A 16,537-nucleotide genomic window follows, 5' to 3' on the forward strand; every position below is an offset into this window, starting at 1 on the left:
TAACATTAATAAAGCTATATGCAATAATAATTAACGAGTTTACAATGGATAAAACAATTTTTTTATGGATAGTTGCATTTTTTATTTTGTATAATTTTTTTCTAAAATAAAAATCCAATATACACTTTTGAAAATTTTTGGTTTTTATATAATATAATACAAGTTAGGGATTACACGCCACCATATATAGCCATAGGTAATAGGAGTGTTATACACCTTAAATATAAATGACCTTTATTTATTGGGTTTTGAATTAAAACTTGTTGTGTGTTTTTTCTATTTTCCCCTTGTGAAGACTTGTGGTGTGAAGATTTGCGGTTTCCACAAGGGGAGTATTGGTGAATATTCTAGTTTTTTAATTTAATGCATCCGCATCACTATCTTTTATTTGGCTAATGCGAACTTTACTAATATTGCGTCTTTCAAGCTCAATCACTTCAAAGCGCAGCCCTTGTGCTTCAAATGATTCGCCAAGGCTTGGCAAATGGCCAAATTGCCAAAGCATATAGCCGGCAAGAGTGGTATAGCGGTCATTGTCATCAACAAGATCACAGTCAAGAAAACCGCTTAAACGACGAATATCTGCATAGCCTTCAACCACCAAACTATTGTCAGTATCACGCTCCACCAGCATTTGTTCTTCCTCATCATCAGGGAAGTCGCCAGCAATCGCTTCTAATATATCAGTTGGGGTTACAACGCCTTCAAAAGAGCCATGCTCATCAACAACAATGGCAAGCTGAATGGGTGAGCGGCGCAATTGTTCCATAAGGCGCAAGACATTGGTATTTTCATGAACAACCAACGGCTGACGCATGGCTTTTTGCCAATCGATTTTTTTGCCTTCTGCCAAGCTCAGTAAAATATCCTTAGTTAGGGCAACACCAACAAATTCATCTACCTTTTCATGGGCAAGTACAATGCGTGTATGGCGAAAATTTGGAATTTCCTTACGCATTTCTTCGTCACTGCTTGAAACATCAAGCCATTCCACCTCTTGACGGGGCGACATGATTGAGCGCACGGGACGTTCTGCAAGATCAAGCACTGAGCGGATCATTTGCTTTTCTTCTGGCTTAAAGACTTCAGACGCCGCCGATTGCTCGGCTATGACATCAACGGTTTCAGCAAGGTTACCCTCATTGCGGCCGCCGCCAAGCAAGCGCAACACAGCGCCGGCTGTACGCTCACGCAGATCATTGGTAGACACCAATTTTTCGCGGTTGCGCCGACCAATTTGATTGAAGGCTTCGATAAGGATAGAAAAACCAATAGCTGCGTAGAGATAGCCTTTTGGGATATGATAGCCAAGTCCTTCAACAATAAGGCTAAAACCAATCATCATCAAGAAGCCAAGACAAAGAATAACCACGGTTGGGTGGCGGTTAACAAATTGCATCAATGGGCCAGAACCCCACATCATCACGCCCATAGCAACAATAACCGCAATATACATAACCGCCATTTGTTCATGGGGGATCATGCCAGTGGCAGTAATGATACTATCTAGCGAGAATACCGCATCTAGCACAACGATTTGCACAATAACTTGCCAAAATATCGCATGGGTGGCGTTGGTCTTTTTGTCATGAGTATCACCTTCAAGCCGCTCATGCAGTTCTAATGTGCCTTTGGCAAGCAGAAACGCACCACCAATAAGCAGAATAATGCTGCGCCAGCTAAATTCAAATTCACCGATAGAAAAAATAGTTTCTTTTAGTGAAATAACCCAGCCGATAATGAGTAGTAAGCCAAGGCGCATGACAAGCGCCAGCGAAAGGCCGGTTAGTCGGGCGCGGTTACGTTGGTGTGGCGGCAGTTTTTCTGCAAGAATTGCAATGAAAACAAGGTTGTCAATACCAAGTACAATTTCGAGAAAAATCAGTGTTACCAAGCCTAGCCAAGCATGGGGATCGGCAATCCATTCCATAATTTTATCCTGCTGTCTTATATAAATAGTACAAGATTAAAAATCTTGCCAAAAAATAACATTTAAGAAATTTAGATTTTTAGTTTGATTCGCAGAATACTTGGCTATTCAAGCAATCTGCTTTCTGAAAAATGTTTTTTGATGCTTCTTGAAATAGAAGAAAGAATAGCATTGAAGCCGAAAGCGATTTGGCTTTTCAGTGATTTAACTTTTTTTGCTAAACTAATGTTTTTATAAGGAAAAAATGGCGACATTAAATGCCGCCTCATACTGCTTGCAGGGTCTTCACATGATGTGCCGGGCATTACGCTCGATCAACCTTTTCAATAACACAGCTTTGGAAAAAATCGTCAAAGCCGAAGTTGGAAACAAAATACAGTGTATATAATGATATTTTTTGTTAAAACTATCAAGAGGCTATGTATGGTTTTTAATAAACGATAATGCAAATTGAAAATTTCCGCCTGAAAAATTATGGATTATGACAAAAAAATGAAAAAAAATAAATTATGGACTAGACATGATGTTTTTTGATGTTTATAGATCGCCACACAAGTCGTGTGACTGATTTGGTAAGGGTGATTAGCTCAGTTGGTAGAGCAGCTGACTCTTAATCAGCGGGTCGCAGGTTCGATCCCTGCATCACCCACCAATTAACTCAACAAATATGCGTTATGCTTTCCAAACTGAAAAATAAAAGTTAGATGCTTTTTGCTCCAAATCTATGATAACTGGAGTGAATTGTACTATAGTCAACCTTTTATGCCGTGCTCCAATGAAATATCCCAAACCCCGGCAGCTTACCCAGTAGTTAAGATATTCGGCCATAGCCTGCATATTGATTATCATATCAAAGTACTAAACATTAAAATTGGCTGTAAAATCGTTCCTCGTTCGACAAAAAATTTGTTCTTTAATCTTGTTATAATAGCCAAGCCAAACGAAAATAAGTAAAGATAGCCTCAAGCTCTCATATTTTATGCCGAATAATAATAACATCAATAGCATATCCCTCTCTATAACTAAAAAGCGTTTGACCACCCATAACCTTAGTCGTCGTATTAGTCATAGCAAACTTCGCTTATTTTCATATCACGGATTTCTTGCCAAGGAATTGGTCCACCAAATATTTCTTGCGTGTAGCGATTATCTTTAAATTCAGGACGTTCCTTTAAAATAAGCATAGCTAGATTACGATAAGCAAATTCCCTTTCATTGTTTTTAGGACCGCTTGGTTGCAACCACCTTATAATATCGTCTATTTGTTCATCATTTGCATTAATATAAAATCCTTTACATATAATATATCTTAATATTTTTCGGCTACTCTCATCATATCTACTAGTTAGTGCAAATATAGCTGTAGCTCCTGCATCATTTATCCAAAGTGGATCCGCACCATGATCAATAAGCATTATAATAACATCGTCATTTCTTTTTAGAGCATGCATAAATAGGAGTGAAACTGGATTTTTTGCCGGAATGACATGATCGGCTTTACCACCATTATTAAGATAAATTTTTGTCAAATCATAACGGAATTTTGCGGTCGCTTCTGGATCAAAACTATAATCAGGCTTCACCATGGTAACCGTGGCTGTATAGTAAGTGAAATCTCTTGCTGACCCTTGCGATGGTCTATCAATCATATAAGGGTCTGCACCTGCGGCCAAAAGCACATCAATGGCCTGTAAATTGCGCGCGGTTAAAGCTGAAAACAGCAATGTTATATCATTGTCATAGCGGGCATTAAGTGTGCCTTCAGGTAAAGCTTTGACATCATCAAGCGTGATTGGTTCTTTTTTTTCAATCTTGCGGGCTAGTTGATAAACAATTGGATCGGCATTTTTAAAATAGCTATCGGTTCTTGGCGAAGTATTATCTATTTTTTCGTTCACCACCTTTAAAATAATTTCACTATCTTTTTTGGTTTTAAAAATAGTAAAGAAACTAAGCCCCAGAACCAAAACAAGCACAATAAAAGCAAATAACACCTTATGTTTACGGGGCGACTTATTTTCTTGTTTAACTTGGTTCTCACCCGCCATAATGTCCCTCAATATTTAACCTTGTTGCTACCTTTTTACAAACCTATACTATCCATATATACTTACAAGCCAAGTTTCCCTATTAAAATGAGATATATTTTCTTAATTCATGCGGTAAGTGTATGTTAAATTGCTTGCTCCCCCCAATAATAGGCATCATAGACAGTGATGCAGACGCCTAATAATAAGGGTGTCACTTTTATAATCAATAGCGTAGCAGGAGATGGCTTTAAAAAAAATATACCAATCTTCGATCAGTTGGGTTTAATTGCTAATATTACTTGGGCAAATCAGCCAATGAACGAGCTAAATATTAACAAAATCCAACAAGGGATGTTCATCACAGAATATATAAATTTTCATTCAAATTAATGGCTCCTGCCATTAGAAACATTCCTTAAGTAGATTATAGCTAAAGATTCAAATCTTTTAATAACGCGTCTCGTTTTGCTAAAAAGCCGCTATCAATCCAGTTTTGTTCCATTTCTTTAAGCAATTGACCTATTTTAACCCCCCGCTCAATGCCCAGCGCAATTAAATCTTCACCACTTATTGGCATTTCTGGCACGGGCCAATTTTCGACCAAGTCAATCATTCGCCCATAATTGGCAGCCTCAATCAAAGCCGCCTCGCCCTTTGCATTATGGGCTTCATCAATACCGCAGCTTCGCGCTTTGGCTTGCATTAATCGCAAATGATCAAGCACTGCTTGCGCACCATTTTGGTAAACCAGCTTTTTAATCAGTATGTCGGCATCGCTGGATTTTGGCGCTGGTAATAATGCCCATTTCGACAAACGTTTTTTTTCAATATTAGCAAGTTTCAAACGATTACCAAGGGTGGAAACCCGTGCTGCATCGGGTGGAATAATCGCTTCTAAACGCAAAAATGGATCAACATCCCAACCAAAATGTTGCTCGCTGGCAATCAAGCCATGAATAAAATCAATGCCCCATTTTTCACTTTCGGGCAAAATAGCAGTTAAAACGCCTGCTTGGCGCATCCATAATAAAGCGCGGCTTGGGTCTTTGGCGCTTAGCAATTTTTTAAGCTCTGCCCAGATACGTTCTGCTGATAATTTGCTTAAGCCATCTTTCAATCGTGCGGACGCTTTTAAGCCCTCCGCATCGGGGCGACCTTTGCCATAAAAGGCAAAAAAGCGGTAAAACCGCAAAATACGCAAATAATCTTCTTTGATGCGGTCTTCCGCATTGCCAATAAAACGTAATGTTGAGGTTTCAATATCGGCAAGCCCGCCGACATCATCATAAATTACCCCATCATGATCGCAATAAAGCGCATTAATGGTAAAATCACGCCGTTGTGCGTCCACCTGCCAGTTTTTACCAAACACCACACTTGGGTGACGGCCGTCACTTGTTACATCTTGCCGTAAGGTTGTAACTTCAAATGGGTGATGATCTACCACCACGGTAATGGTGCCAAAGCCTTCGCCAGTTGGCACAGCATGAAAACCAGCTTGTTGCGCAAGGCGCGTTGTTTCATTTGGCAAATGGGTGGTGGCAATATCAATATCGTTAATTGGCTTGCCCATTAAAGCATTACGCACAGCACCACCAACAATGCGCGCCTCGCCATTTTGACTACCTAAAACTTTTAGCAGTTTTTGTAGTCTTTCATCAAAAAGCCAATTTGCTTTGTCTTTGGTTAATTTCACGCATAAAGCCTTTCATAAAGATGCACAATCATACCAGCCGTTGCGCCCCATATAACATAGTCTTGATAATAAAGCGCGTACCAAGAGCGCTGTTTACCATCAATCTCTTTATGCATTTTTTGATGATTTTTAGGATTCATCAAAAAAGCCATTGGCACTTCAAATATTTTTTCAACTTCGGTTGGATTGGCAATAAAATCTTGCTGTTTTTGCAACACCGCAACAATCGGAGCAATTTTATAACCTGTGCCAGTAAAATAACTTGGCAATTTTCCTAAAATAGCAACATTATCATCATGCAAAGCTATTTCTTCACGCGCCTCACGCAAAGCCGCATCGATATCATTCTTATCACTAGAATCAACACGCCCACCGGGGAAAGAAATCTGCCCTGAATGATTGCGCAATTTTGAAGAACGCTCGGTAAATAGGATTTTTGCACCGTCATTGTGGTCAATTACGGTGATTAATACCGCCGCTTTTTTCCAAGTTGGGGCATGATAATCAATAGGCTCGGCTTTATTGGCAGCCCCCATAAGGTGGTAAGAAATGGAAAGATCACTGTTAAAATTTGCAGCGTCATCATGGGTATGAACAATGGATTGCTCTTTTTTATAAAAACGTTTGGTAAAATCAGCTAATGAAAAATCGTTACCCATTTGCATTCCTTCATTGCAAACCCATTTGCATTATTTTATTGCAATAAGCGATAAAATTTGCAGCATCTCACATAGTTTTATCAACCAAACCATTGATATTACGATTATTTTATTAATCTTACGTCAAAAATAATTGCTGCAATATCCTTAGTTTAATGGTCGGTCGATATCATTATAGATATTTTAGTGCAAAGATTTTACATAATTTGGGCAAGAAGTCATGAAATAGTCATTGTTGACGTTTTTTCAATGGATTATTTATCAAAAGCCAATAAAGTCACTTTGAACATATTACAATAATGATGCTATTGCAAAAAGCACGATATTCACTTGGTATTGAGGACGACATGAATCAGACAATGGAAGACAATAATAAACAAGCAACAAGCGATGCTTCATCCCATGAGGATATTATTGCAAAGGCGGATGCCGTTCATGATGAATTGAAAAAAATTCGCGGTTCCATTGGCAAAGTTATTTTTGGCCAAGAGCAAATTGTCGAGCTTGCGCTTACTGCCGTTCTGGCTGGTGGCCATGCTTTGCTTGTTGGTGTCCCCGGTCTTGCTAAAACGCGCCTTGTTGAAACTTTAGGACGGGTGCTTGGCTTAGATGAAAAGCGTATTCAATTTACCCCCGATCTTATGCCATCGGATATTATCGGTTCTGAAGTGATGGAAGAAGGGGACGATGGGCGACGTAATTTTCGCTATATTCAAGGGCCAATTTTTGCACAATTGCTGATGGCCGATGAAATCAACCGTGCTTCACCTCGCACTCAATCGGCACTCTTACAAGCCATGCAAGAATATCACGTCACCGTTGCTGGTAGCCGCTATGACTTGCCGCGCCCTTTCCATGTGCTTGCAACCCAAAACCCACTTGAGCAAGAGGGAACCTATCCACTTCCTGAAGCCCAGCTTGACCGCTTTTTAATGCAAATCAATATCCATTATCCAGATCTTGATACTGAACGGCGCATTTTGGTTGAAACAACCGGGATTAATGATACCAAGGCGGAAGCGGTTATTACATCACATCGTTTGATTGAAATGCAAAAAATCATTCGCCAAATGCCCGTAAGTGAACAAGTTATTGATGCAATTTTAAAACTTGTACGCTCTGCACGTCCTGATAGCGATAATGCAATTGCCCAAAAATATATTTCATGGGGACCCGGCCCACGCGCCGCGCAAGCCTTGTCCTTATGCGTACGTGCACGTGCCCTATATCAGGGTCGACTTGCTCCCTCAATCGAAGATGTCTATGCTTTGGCCGAACCTGTTTTACAACACCGCATGGCGCTTAATTTTACAGCGCGAGCTGAAAACATTCCTGTATCGCGCATTATTGCAGATTTGGTAAAGGCACAAAGCTAATGGCCATCGGCGCGCTTACTCCACCAATTAAGGTAAACTCCATTCTTGCAAATGCAGGAAAGGATGCCCGCCAAATCAGCGCGCTGGTTCTTCATGCACGCAAAATTGCGATGAGCATTTTGGGCGGTTGGCATGGCAAACGCAAACAAGGAAGTGGCGATAGTTTTTGGCAGTTTCGCCCCTATGATAGCGGTGAATCTGCAAACCGCATTGATTGGCGCCGTTCTGCCCGCGATAATACGCTTTATATTCGTGACCGCGAATGGGAGGCAGCGCAAACAGTGTTTTTATGGCCAGATCAAAGCCCCTCCATGCAGTATAAATCAAAATATTGCGAACATTCAAAAGAAGAACGCGCTTTATTGCTAGCTCTTATTTTAGGTGAAGTTTTTGCGCAAAATGGTGAGCGTATTGCCATACCATCTATTTTACCACCTATTTCAGCACGCAATGGGGCAGAGCGCATGGCAATAAGCCTTGTTAATCATCAGCCTGCAGCTAATAGCATGGATTTGTCAGTATTAAGCCGCTACAGCCATCTTATTATCGCCAGCGATTTTTTAGATGATATGAGCGTTTTGGAACAACGCTTTACCAAGCTTGCAGAGCTTAATATACGCGTTCACCTCATTCAAATATCAGACCCAAGCGAAGAGGTTTTTCCCTATCAAGGCCATGTGTTATTTCAAGACCCTGAAAGCGGATTTGAACTTGATGCAGGACGCGCGCAAATATATCAACAAGATTATTGTCAGCTTTTTGCTGCAAGACGCGCTCACTTAAAAGATATTTGCCGCCATTATGGTTGGGGTTTTTGCTTAAGCCTTACCGATGAGCCAGTCACCAAAACCTTAAGCGCATTAAATATTGCCATGAATGCCGATCTTGGCTTTCGGCGAGGACATATTGCATGATACCACTTAGCTTTGGCACCCCTCTTATTTTAATAAGCCTTGTTGTGCTGCCAGCAATCTGGTGGCTATTACGCATGACGCCGCCCCGCCCGCAACGTGAAGTTTTTCCACCGCTTCGTATTTTAGCAAGCCTTATTAAGAAAGATCAAACCCCCACTAAGTCACCATGGTGGTTGGTTTTATTACGCCTTGCCATTGCTGCTCTTATTATTATTGCCTTGGCACAACCTTCATGGCGCGAAGACAAGGAACTTGTGCAAAATAAAGGCGCACTTGCTTTGCTGATTGATAATAGCTGGCCATCAGCCACCAATTGGCAAAACCATAAACTCACCGCACGCAAATTGATCGAAGAAGCCAATAATCATAATTTGCCAATTTATATTTTAGCGAGCAACGAGCCACAAAATAGCGAAACGGGCCCATTTACTGGCAGTGCCGCCTTAAGTCGGCTTGACGCTATAAAACCAATGCCTCTTGCTGCCGACCGCACGAAACTGGTTGAAAGGCTTAAAAATATTGGTCAAAACAATCCAAATTTACAAATAGATTTACAAATTGCCTATCTCACTGATAGTTTAAGTGAAAAAAGTGATAAAGCTAGTTTTGATCAGATCCAGCAAATTCCCCATAGTATTTTTCAAATATTTAGCAATGACAAAGCAAATTGGATTGGCTTAACCAGCGTCAATAATCAAAGCGATAAAATGATTATTAACGCCATTCGCAGTGATGAGGGCAAAATGGAAAATATTCCACTTTCAGCCTTTGATAGTGATGGCCGCAAAATTGGTGAAGCACAATTGCATTTTGATAATTCAGCAATAAAAGGTCAGGCAGAAATAACCACGCCGCTTGAAATCCGCAATGATATAGCTTGGCTACGCCTTGATGATAAAGCCTATGCTAGCGCAACCTTAGCGGTGGATGCATCAAATAAAAGACGGCGCATTGCCATGCTTGCACCCTTAACCAGCGAATTACCACAACCCTTATTATCGCCGCTTTATTATCCTGCCAAAGCTTTAGCGCCTTATGGCGATATGATTTATAGCACAAAAGGCGATATTGACGAAAATATCAAAACATTATTAGCATCAAAACCAGCAATGTTGGTAATTGGTGATATTGCCAATATACCGCCGCAAAGTAAAGAAGCCATTACACGCTTTATCCATGATGGCGGCACATTGCTGCGTTTTGCTGGCCCTAATTTAGCGGCGGCAGAAAGCAATGATGGTCTTTTACCAGTGAAGTTAAGACGCGGCGAGCGTAATCTTGGTGGCGTGATGAGTTGGGCAAAGCCACAAAGCATTGCCCCATTTGCAGCCGACAGCCCATTTGCAACCCTTACGCCGCCACAAGATATTGAAATAGCGCGTCAAATATTGCCTGAACCATCTGTCGATCTACGTGATAAAAGCTGGGTCAATCTTGCTGATGGAACGCCACTGGTGACAGCGCAAACGCGTGGCGCTGGGCGCATTATTTTCGTCCATACCTCAGCTGGGCCAGAATGGTCCAACCTGCCATTAAGCGGATTTTTTGTCGATTTACTACGCCAATTTGTGGCTCTTAGCCATCAACCAGTTAGCGCTAGCGAAGGGGAAAGCAGCACCAAGGCGCTTGCACCATGGCGCATATTTAATGCGGAAGGCTTTCCACAAGCGCCATCGCCAAGTGATAAGCCTATCAGTCTTAACGGCAAAACGCCAATCACTGCCAGTCTGGATCATCTACCCGGCCTTTATGGTCAGCAAGACGCACTTTACGCACTTAATTTATTAAATAGTGACAGTGACTTAAAACGAATAGAGCTGCCAAAAGGCGAAAAAATTGCCCATAATAACTATGACGAAAATGATACAATATCTTTAATTGGCGTTATGTGGGGGCTAGCTTTCGTATTGTTTATTCTTGATAGTCTTATTATGCTCATTTTAGGTGGCTTAAATTTCAAAAATTTAAAGCGCAATAATTTATCACCTTTAATCTTATTAATAGTGTTTTTCTGCGGCTTCGCATTGAGTGTGACAGCACCCAATTTGGCGCAAGCGCAAGCAGCAAATGCGGACGATAACACAACCCAAAGCGAAGCAGATCTTGTCATGCGCGCTGGTAAAACCCATCTTGCTTACGTTAAAACCGGAGATGATACCATTGACGCAACCAGCAAGGCAGGGTTAGAAGCTTTAAACCAATTTATTGTGCAAAGAACCACCATTGAACCTGGGCAAGTTATTGAACTTGATCTTGATAAGGATGAGCTTGCTTTTTATCCACTCATCTATTGGCCGATTGATGCCTCAACCAATATGCCAAGCCAAAAAGCAATTGGCAAAATAGATGCTTTTATGCATCAAGGCGGTACAGTCTTATTTGATACACGAGATGAAATAACTTCAAATCTTAATCTTGATGGTTCACCATCAGCCAATACCAATCGTTTAAGAGAAATTTTGGCAGGGCTTAATGTTCCACCATTAGAGCCACAACCTCAAAACCATGTCATTGGCCGTTCTTATTATATTATGCCAGATTTTCCAGGCCGATATCGCGGTTCGCAATTATGGCTTGAAGCAACCCAAAACAATGGTGAAAACCGGCCAGTCAATGCTGGTGATGGCGTTAGCCCAATTTTAATAACCGCAAATGATTTTGCCGGTGCCTGGGCGCATAATGGCAAGGGTGACTGGCAATATCGGCTTGTTCCTGATGATAATATGCAACGTGTGTGGGCTTTTCGCGGTGGTTTAAACATTGTCATGTATGTGCTTTCTGGCAATTATAAATCCGACCAAGTTCATGTGCCTGAAATTTTAAAACGCCTCGGCCAGTAGGAAAAAGACAATGCAATATTCTATTGAATTTGAACCACTACTGCCAATAATGCTCGTTTATATATTAATTGCCATTAGTTTTTTAGTGGTAATCATCACCATTATTTCGCGCAAACGCGGTTCATTTTTGCGCATTATTATGGCGGCTTTATTTAGCCTTGCTTTAATGAATCCAGTATTTTTACAAGAGCAACGTGAACCTACCAAAGCGGTGGTGGCAATTATTGTTGATAAAAGCCAAAGCCAAAAAATAGATAAGCGCGAGCAAGAAACTTTAGATGCGCTTGAAAATATCAAAACCGTATTAAATACATATTCGCAATTTGAAACACGCATTATTGAAGCTGGCAATCCATCAGCCAATGATGATGGCACAGCCACACGGCTTTTTGGACCACTTGAAAAAGCCCTTGCCGATGTTCCCCCTGCCCGCCAAGGTGGTGCGATACTCATTACCGATGGGCAGGTGCATGATATTCCCGATCTTTCAACCTCGCAATCCAATAGTAAGGCTAATAATAGCGCCAATAACCAATTGAACATTCATGCACCTATTAATGCGCTGATTACAGGAAATAGTGAAGAGTATGATCGCCGTATCCGCTTTATTAAAGCACCGCGTTTTGGCATTGCTAATCGTGAGGTGGAATTATCCATGCAAGTGGATGATGCGGGAAAAATTGCAGGACACTCCAAAACCGCAGATGTCACCATAACTGTGAATGGCGAAACATTATCCAAACAAACCGTTGAAATTGGCAAAGAAACCAGCTTTTCTATCACCCTGCCCCATGCCGGCAATAATATTATTGAATTATCCACCCCTGCATCAAGCGATGAAGTGACCGGCATAAATAATCACGCAGCGATTATGATTGATGGCGTGCGTGAAAATCTTAAAGTTTTGCTGATTTCTGGCGAGCCACATAACGGCTTACGCACATGGCGCGATTTGTTAAAAAGCGATACCAGTGTTGATCTTGTGCATTTTACTATTTTAAGACCACCGGAAAAACAAGACAATACACCTATGAACCAGCTTTCCTTGATTGAGTTTCCAACAAGGGAATTATTTGTTGAAAAGATTAATGATTTTGATTTGGTCATTTTTGACCGCTATCAACATTATGACGTATTGCCGCTCATTTATTATGATTATTTGGCCAATTATGTAAAACAAGGTGGCGCCTTGCTTATGGCAACTGGGCCAGAATTTACTGGCGAGAACTCACTTGCCCGCACACCCTTATTTAGCATATTACCAGCCCTTCCCAATGATATGATTGAGGAAGAAGCCTTTTTGCCAAGCCTTACCGATCTTGGGCATAAGCATCCAATTACCCGTGGCCTTGAAGGCAGCAATATCAATCCACCAAAATGGGGACATTGGTTACGGCAAATAGATGTTGTACCCAACCAAAATGCGCAAATATTAATGAATGGCGTTAAAGATAAGCCGCTTTTCCTTGTTGCCCATGAAGATAAGGGGCGCGTTGCTATGCTGCTTTCTGACCAAGGTTGGCTATGGGCGCGCGGTTATGAAGGCGGCGGCCCTTATGCTAGCTTTTATCGACGCACAGCGCACTGGTTGATGAAAGAACCAGAGCTTGAAGAAGAAGCACTTTTTGCGACCAGTAAAGGCAATGATATTCACATTCGTCGTCAAAGCATGAAAGATAACATTGGTAAAGTGCAAATAACCCTGCCGTCGGGCAAAACCCAAGAACTAACCTTGCAAGCAAAGCTTGATAATAGCACTAAGAATGACAAAGATAATCAAGGCGGTACAAACCAAGGTAATAGCAATAAAGGTAACGGCGTATTTACCGGCGATTATCGCAGCGAGGAAATTGGACTTGTTCATATAAAAAATGATGAGTTTGAAACACTAGCCTTGGTTGGTCCGATTAATGCACCCGAATTTGGCGATCTTATTTCAACACCCCATCTTTTACAGCCAATTGCAGATGCTACTAATGGTGCGGTAATAAGGTTAAAAGATACCAAAAACGCGAACTTAACAAAACCAAACATCGAAATATTAAAAGATAATGCTAAGCCGCTTAAAAATACCATTCACTTGCGGGAAAGTAGCGATAGTAAGCTGATTAGTGTTGCAAGCTATCCACTTTATACTGGATTATTAGCCTTGCTAATCAGTTTATTGATTATAAGCGGCATGTGGTATCGCGAGGGTCGGTAATTCTATTAAGAGTCATGATTGATTAACCTAAAAGCCTTGGCTTATAGCTAAAAAACCTCTTCATTGCAGGTATTGCAATGAAGAGGTTTTTTATTGAGCACATTTTTCAAAAGCTTAAAGTTAAAATCTTCTAGTCATTCACCTTAAATTTTTGCCAATAGAATCAACATTATTGCTGTCTTACAGGTTGGTATATTGAAGATGTCATTTTGCACTAAATAGTACTATACTTGTTTCATATTGGTAATAATCATAAAATGAACTTAATATAATCACTTTGTAGTCCTTCTTTGGCTTATTTTATCTATCATAAAGTAAGCAATAAAAATGATTAGCCGGTTGAGCAAGTGCTCACACAAATGAAAGACCGCCATTCAGAAAACCTTAAACTAATAAAATTTTTTGCCCAAAGAACAGATTAAAAAACCGCAATTGTCGTATTCTTAACTGATGCAACTTGCATAGGTTTTTTATTGATTATTTTTTGCGAGCATATTTGGGAATCGAAATTTTCGATATTCCCACGGAACCAATTTACATCATAGGCGTTCAACACACTCAAACTACAATATAGTTTGAAATAATTTTGTGCGTGCATTGTTTAATTCCACTTAAAAATAGCAAATTATTAAAAATTTGCAATATAAGCAAGAAGATTACAGAAAACATGAAAATAATAAGCTTTATAACTTTATTAATTACCTTTTTTGCGGCCTCCTTCCAAATCGCAAATGCTGTCCCCAAAATTGATAAAAAAATTGAACGCACACAAAAGCTTGATAAAAGCAAAGCGCAAATCAACGACGAAAGTCGCCCTTATGAAGATATTATTAAAAGACATGCAGCCGCCAATAATGTGCCAGTAGATATGGCGCATGCAGTGGTTAAAACCGAAAGCAATTATAATAAAAACGCTCGCGGACGCGCCGGCGAAATTGGTCTTATGCAAATTAAATTATCAACCGCACGCAGCCTTGGTTATCGTGGCTCTGCAAAGGCCCTTTACGACCCGCAAACCAATATTGAATATGGAATGAAATATCTTGGCCTCGCCCACCAATTAAGTGGCGGCAATATGTGCAATACAATTTTAAAATATAATGCCGGCCATGCAGCCAAACGTATGAATCCAGTTTCTGCCCGCTATTGTAGCAAGGTTAAATCTTATTTGGCCTCGTTAAATTAAATTATTAATCTTCAACTACAATTAAACCAATATAAGACAGAACTTATTCGTGTCATGCATAATGATGCATGACACGAATATGCTAAGGCCGACATTAGAGCGTTTTCCGAAAAGTGTGAAGCGGTTTTCGGGCAAAAATGCGGAGTAAACAATGGATTAGAGCGCTGATTTGATCCAATCAGATTGAAATGCGCTCTAATGAAACTCTAAAGCATCACCAACTATTGCTTCAACAACCTTGGTGTTTGAACCTTCTAAGCCTGCAATAAATTTATCTGCCGTTTGGTCAAGCAATGGGAAAGTGCCATAATGGCAAGGAATTGCAGTTTTAAGATTTAAATAGCGTTGACAAGCAAGGGCCGCAACTGCGCCGCCCATGGTGAAACAATCGCCAATTGGTACAATACCAATTTCTGGCGCATGTAATTCGTCAATTAATTTCATATCAGAAAAAATATCAGTGTCGCCCATATGATATAGAGTTGGTGCATCTTCAAAATGGAAAACCAACCCATTAGGATTTCCAAGTGAAAAAGACTGGCCATTTTCATTCATCATAGCCGATGAATGAAGGGCGTTGACAAAGGTAACACTATAACCATCATGATGCTGCGTACCACCGGTATTGCCTGGACAAATTTTGGCAACACCCTGTGCGCTTAACCAATCTCCCAAATCAGCATTGGCGGTAACAGGTATATTTTTTTCAATAGCAATCCTAACCGTATCACCAACATGATCACTATGGCCATGGGTTAAAGCAATATGGGTGACGCCATCGGTGATTTTTGCCAAATCAAGCGCAGCTGCTTTTGGATTTCCAGTTAAAAACGGATCAATCAAAATAATAGCAGAGCCTACTTCAATGCGAAATGCCGCATGTCCAAGCCAAATAATCTTCATAAAAATTTCTCCTATCGGTCTATCTTTGGTTACCATGCCAAGCGGCTGTTTTATTTATCAAGCAGTAAGATAAGCCAAATGGTACAGAAATAACAATTAAATTATAATCAATTTAAATATAGCTTTTTTTAAAAAGTCAAAGCACGATGATATCGTCTTAACTACCCACTAACGATTTGAATATTTTTATAATTTATGCAAATGATAGCCAATTGATTTTGTCTATTCAAAATTTAAAATCCACGTATGTAATATAGTTCTCCCTAGAATAAGGAAACCGTAATGACGGTGATTACCATTGAAGACGCCCCTCAATATCTTGTTGATGGTCAAAGCATTATTGGCCTTGATCTTGGCACTAAAACAATTGGCCTTGCGGTTTCTGATATTGGTTTAAGCTTTGCCAATCCGCGTCCGGTTTTAAAACGCAGTAAATTTACCAAGGATGCGCAGGATTTACTTAGCGTTTTAGAAAAAGAAAATATTTGCATTATGGTTATTGGCTTGCCGCTTAATATGGACGGCTCTAGTGGCCCAAGAGTACAGGCAACGCGTGCCTTTGTGCGCAACATGGAAAAACTCACCGATATACCCTTTATTTATTGGGATGAACGATTATCGACAGTTGCGGCAGAACGCAGCTTAATTGATATGGATGTGTCACGAGCCAAGCGATCTGAGCGCATTGATTCTGCGGCTGCAAGCTTTATCTTACAAGGCGCTCTTGATCGACTTGCAAATTTATAATGCATGCCAAATCTAATATTTTTGAAACCTATGAATGCTGGTTTCAAAACAAA

At 40.4% G+C, this 16,537-nt stretch carries 12 protein-coding genes and 1 tRNA gene; 8 read left to right on the forward strand and 5 right to left on the reverse strand.

Annotated elements, in window-relative coordinates; genetic code table 11:
* Positions 1-355 precede the first annotated feature (355 nt).
* Positions 356-1,930 (reverse strand): TerC family protein, encoded by a 1,575-nt coding sequence (locus N6B01_RS07235; protein ID WP_182417036.1) that lies wholly within the window; start codon positions 1,928-1,930, stop codon positions 356-358.
* 576 nt (positions 1,931-2,506) lie between these two features.
* Between N6B01_RS07235 and N6B01_RS07240 the strand changes: the two genes are divergently transcribed.
* Positions 2,507-2,582: transfer RNA gene (locus tag N6B01_RS07240), tRNA-Lys, on the forward strand.
* 409 nt (positions 2,583-2,991) lie between these two features.
* Here the strand turns inward: N6B01_RS07240 and N6B01_RS07245 are convergent.
* Positions 2,992-3,978: an ankyrin repeat domain-containing protein gene (locus N6B01_RS07245; protein WP_262078105.1), complete on the reverse strand. Its 987-nt coding sequence runs from the start codon at positions 3,976-3,978 to the stop codon at positions 2,992-2,994.
* A 165-nt stretch (positions 3,979-4,143) separates the two neighbouring features.
* Between N6B01_RS07245 and N6B01_RS07250 the strand changes: the two genes are divergently transcribed.
* Positions 4,144-4,350 (forward strand): hypothetical protein, encoded by a 207-nt coding sequence (locus tag N6B01_RS07250; protein ID WP_262078106.1) that lies wholly within the window; start codon positions 4,144-4,146, stop codon positions 4,348-4,350.
* Positions 4,351-4,390: 40 nt separating this feature from the next.
* On the opposite strand, the gene N6B01_RS07255 is transcribed toward N6B01_RS07250, so the two are convergent.
* Both N6B01_RS07255 and N6B01_RS07260 read right to left on the reverse strand, forming a co-directional pair.
* Entirely contained in the window at positions 4,391-5,656 is a 1,266-nt protein-coding gene (locus N6B01_RS07255) for a CCA tRNA nucleotidyltransferase (RefSeq protein WP_262078107.1), read from the reverse strand.
* Entirely contained in the window at positions 5,653-6,315 is a 663-nt protein-coding gene (locus tag N6B01_RS07260; protein WP_262078108.1) for a CoA pyrophosphatase, read from the reverse strand. Before N6B01_RS07260 ends, N6B01_RS07255 begins: the two co-directional genes overlap by 4 nt.
* A 359-nt stretch (positions 6,316-6,674) precedes the next feature.
* Here N6B01_RS07260 and N6B01_RS07265 point away from each other — a divergent pair, with 359 nt between their 5' ends.
* The 5 genes from N6B01_RS07265 to N6B01_RS07285 all read left to right on the forward strand — a co-directional run bounded on the left by N6B01_RS07265 (position 6,675) and on the right by N6B01_RS07285 (position 14,834).
* Positions 6,675-7,691: an AAA family ATPase gene (locus N6B01_RS07265; RefSeq protein WP_410007259.1), complete on the forward strand. Its 1,017-nt coding sequence runs from the start codon at positions 6,675-6,677 to the stop codon at positions 7,689-7,691.
* Positions 7,691-8,605, forward strand: coding sequence for a DUF58 domain-containing protein (locus tag N6B01_RS07270; protein ID WP_262078110.1), 915 nt, complete (start codon positions 7,691-7,693; stop codon positions 8,603-8,605). The genes N6B01_RS07265 and N6B01_RS07270 overlap by 1 nt, the downstream gene beginning before the upstream one ends.
* Positions 8,602-11,445 (forward strand): DUF4159 domain-containing protein, encoded by a 2,844-nt coding sequence (locus N6B01_RS07275; RefSeq protein ID WP_262078111.1) that lies wholly within the window; start codon positions 8,602-8,604, stop codon positions 11,443-11,445. The genes N6B01_RS07270 and N6B01_RS07275 overlap by 4 nt, the downstream gene beginning before the upstream one ends.
* Positions 11,446-11,455: 10 nt before the next feature.
* Positions 11,456-13,648: a glutamine amidotransferase gene (locus tag N6B01_RS07280; protein WP_262078112.1), complete on the forward strand. Its 2,193-nt coding sequence runs from the start codon at positions 11,456-11,458 to the stop codon at positions 13,646-13,648.
* Between the two features lie 667 nt (positions 13,649-14,315).
* Positions 14,316-14,834 (forward strand): lytic transglycosylase domain-containing protein, encoded by a 519-nt coding sequence (locus N6B01_RS07285; protein ID WP_262078113.1) that lies wholly within the window; start codon positions 14,316-14,318, stop codon positions 14,832-14,834.
* A 195-nt stretch (positions 14,835-15,029) separates the two neighbouring features.
* On the opposite strand, the gene N6B01_RS07290 is transcribed toward N6B01_RS07285, so the two are convergent.
* Positions 15,030-15,737, reverse strand: coding sequence for a metal-dependent hydrolase (locus N6B01_RS07290; RefSeq protein ID WP_262078114.1), 708 nt, complete (start codon positions 15,735-15,737; stop codon positions 15,030-15,032).
* Between the two features lie 282 nt (positions 15,738-16,019).
* On the opposite strand from N6B01_RS07290, the gene ruvX reads away from it, so the two are divergent.
* Positions 16,020-16,484, forward strand: a complete 465-nt coding sequence (gene ruvX, locus N6B01_RS07295; RefSeq protein WP_262078115.1) for a Holliday junction resolvase RuvX — start codon at positions 16,020-16,022, stop codon at positions 16,482-16,484.
* Positions 16,485-16,537 lie beyond the last annotated feature (53 nt).

Source organism: Bartonella sp. HY406, assembly GCF_025449315.1.
Lineage (GTDB): Bacteria > Pseudomonadota > Alphaproteobacteria > Rhizobiales > Rhizobiaceae > HY038.

Excerpts from the sequence above, each read along its gene's own strand:
- N6B01_RS07235 (WP_182417036.1), bottom strand. The coding sequence starts at position 1,930 with ATGGAATGGATTGCCGATCCCCATGCTTGGCTAGGCTTGGTAACACTG.
- N6B01_RS07245 (WP_262078105.1), bottom strand. The coding sequence starts at position 3,978 with ATGGCGGGTGAGAACCAAGTTAAACAAGAAAATAAGTCGCCCCGTAAA.
- N6B01_RS07260 (WP_262078108.1), bottom strand. The coding sequence starts at position 6,315 with ATGGGTAACGATTTTTCATTAGCTGATTTTACCAAACGTTTTTATAAA.
- N6B01_RS07265 (WP_410007259.1), top strand. The coding sequence starts at position 6,675 with ATGGAAGACAATAATAAACAAGCAACAAGCGATGCTTCATCCCATGAG.
- N6B01_RS07270 (WP_262078110.1), top strand. The coding sequence starts at position 7,691 with ATGGCCATCGGCGCGCTTACTCCACCAATTAAGGTAAACTCCATTCTT.
- N6B01_RS07275 (WP_262078111.1), top strand. The coding sequence starts at position 8,602 with ATGATACCACTTAGCTTTGGCACCCCTCTTATTTTAATAAGCCTTGTT.
- N6B01_RS07280 (WP_262078112.1), top strand. The coding sequence starts at position 11,456 with ATGCAATATTCTATTGAATTTGAACCACTACTGCCAATAATGCTCGTT.
- N6B01_RS07285 (WP_262078113.1), top strand. The coding sequence starts at position 14,316 with ATGAAAATAATAAGCTTTATAACTTTATTAATTACCTTTTTTGCGGCC.
- N6B01_RS07290 (WP_262078114.1), bottom strand. The coding sequence starts at position 15,737 with ATGAAGATTATTTGGCTTGGACATGCGGCATTTCGCATTGAAGTAGGC.
- ruvX (WP_262078115.1), top strand. The coding sequence starts at position 16,020 with ATGACGGTGATTACCATTGAAGACGCCCCTCAATATCTTGTTGATGGT.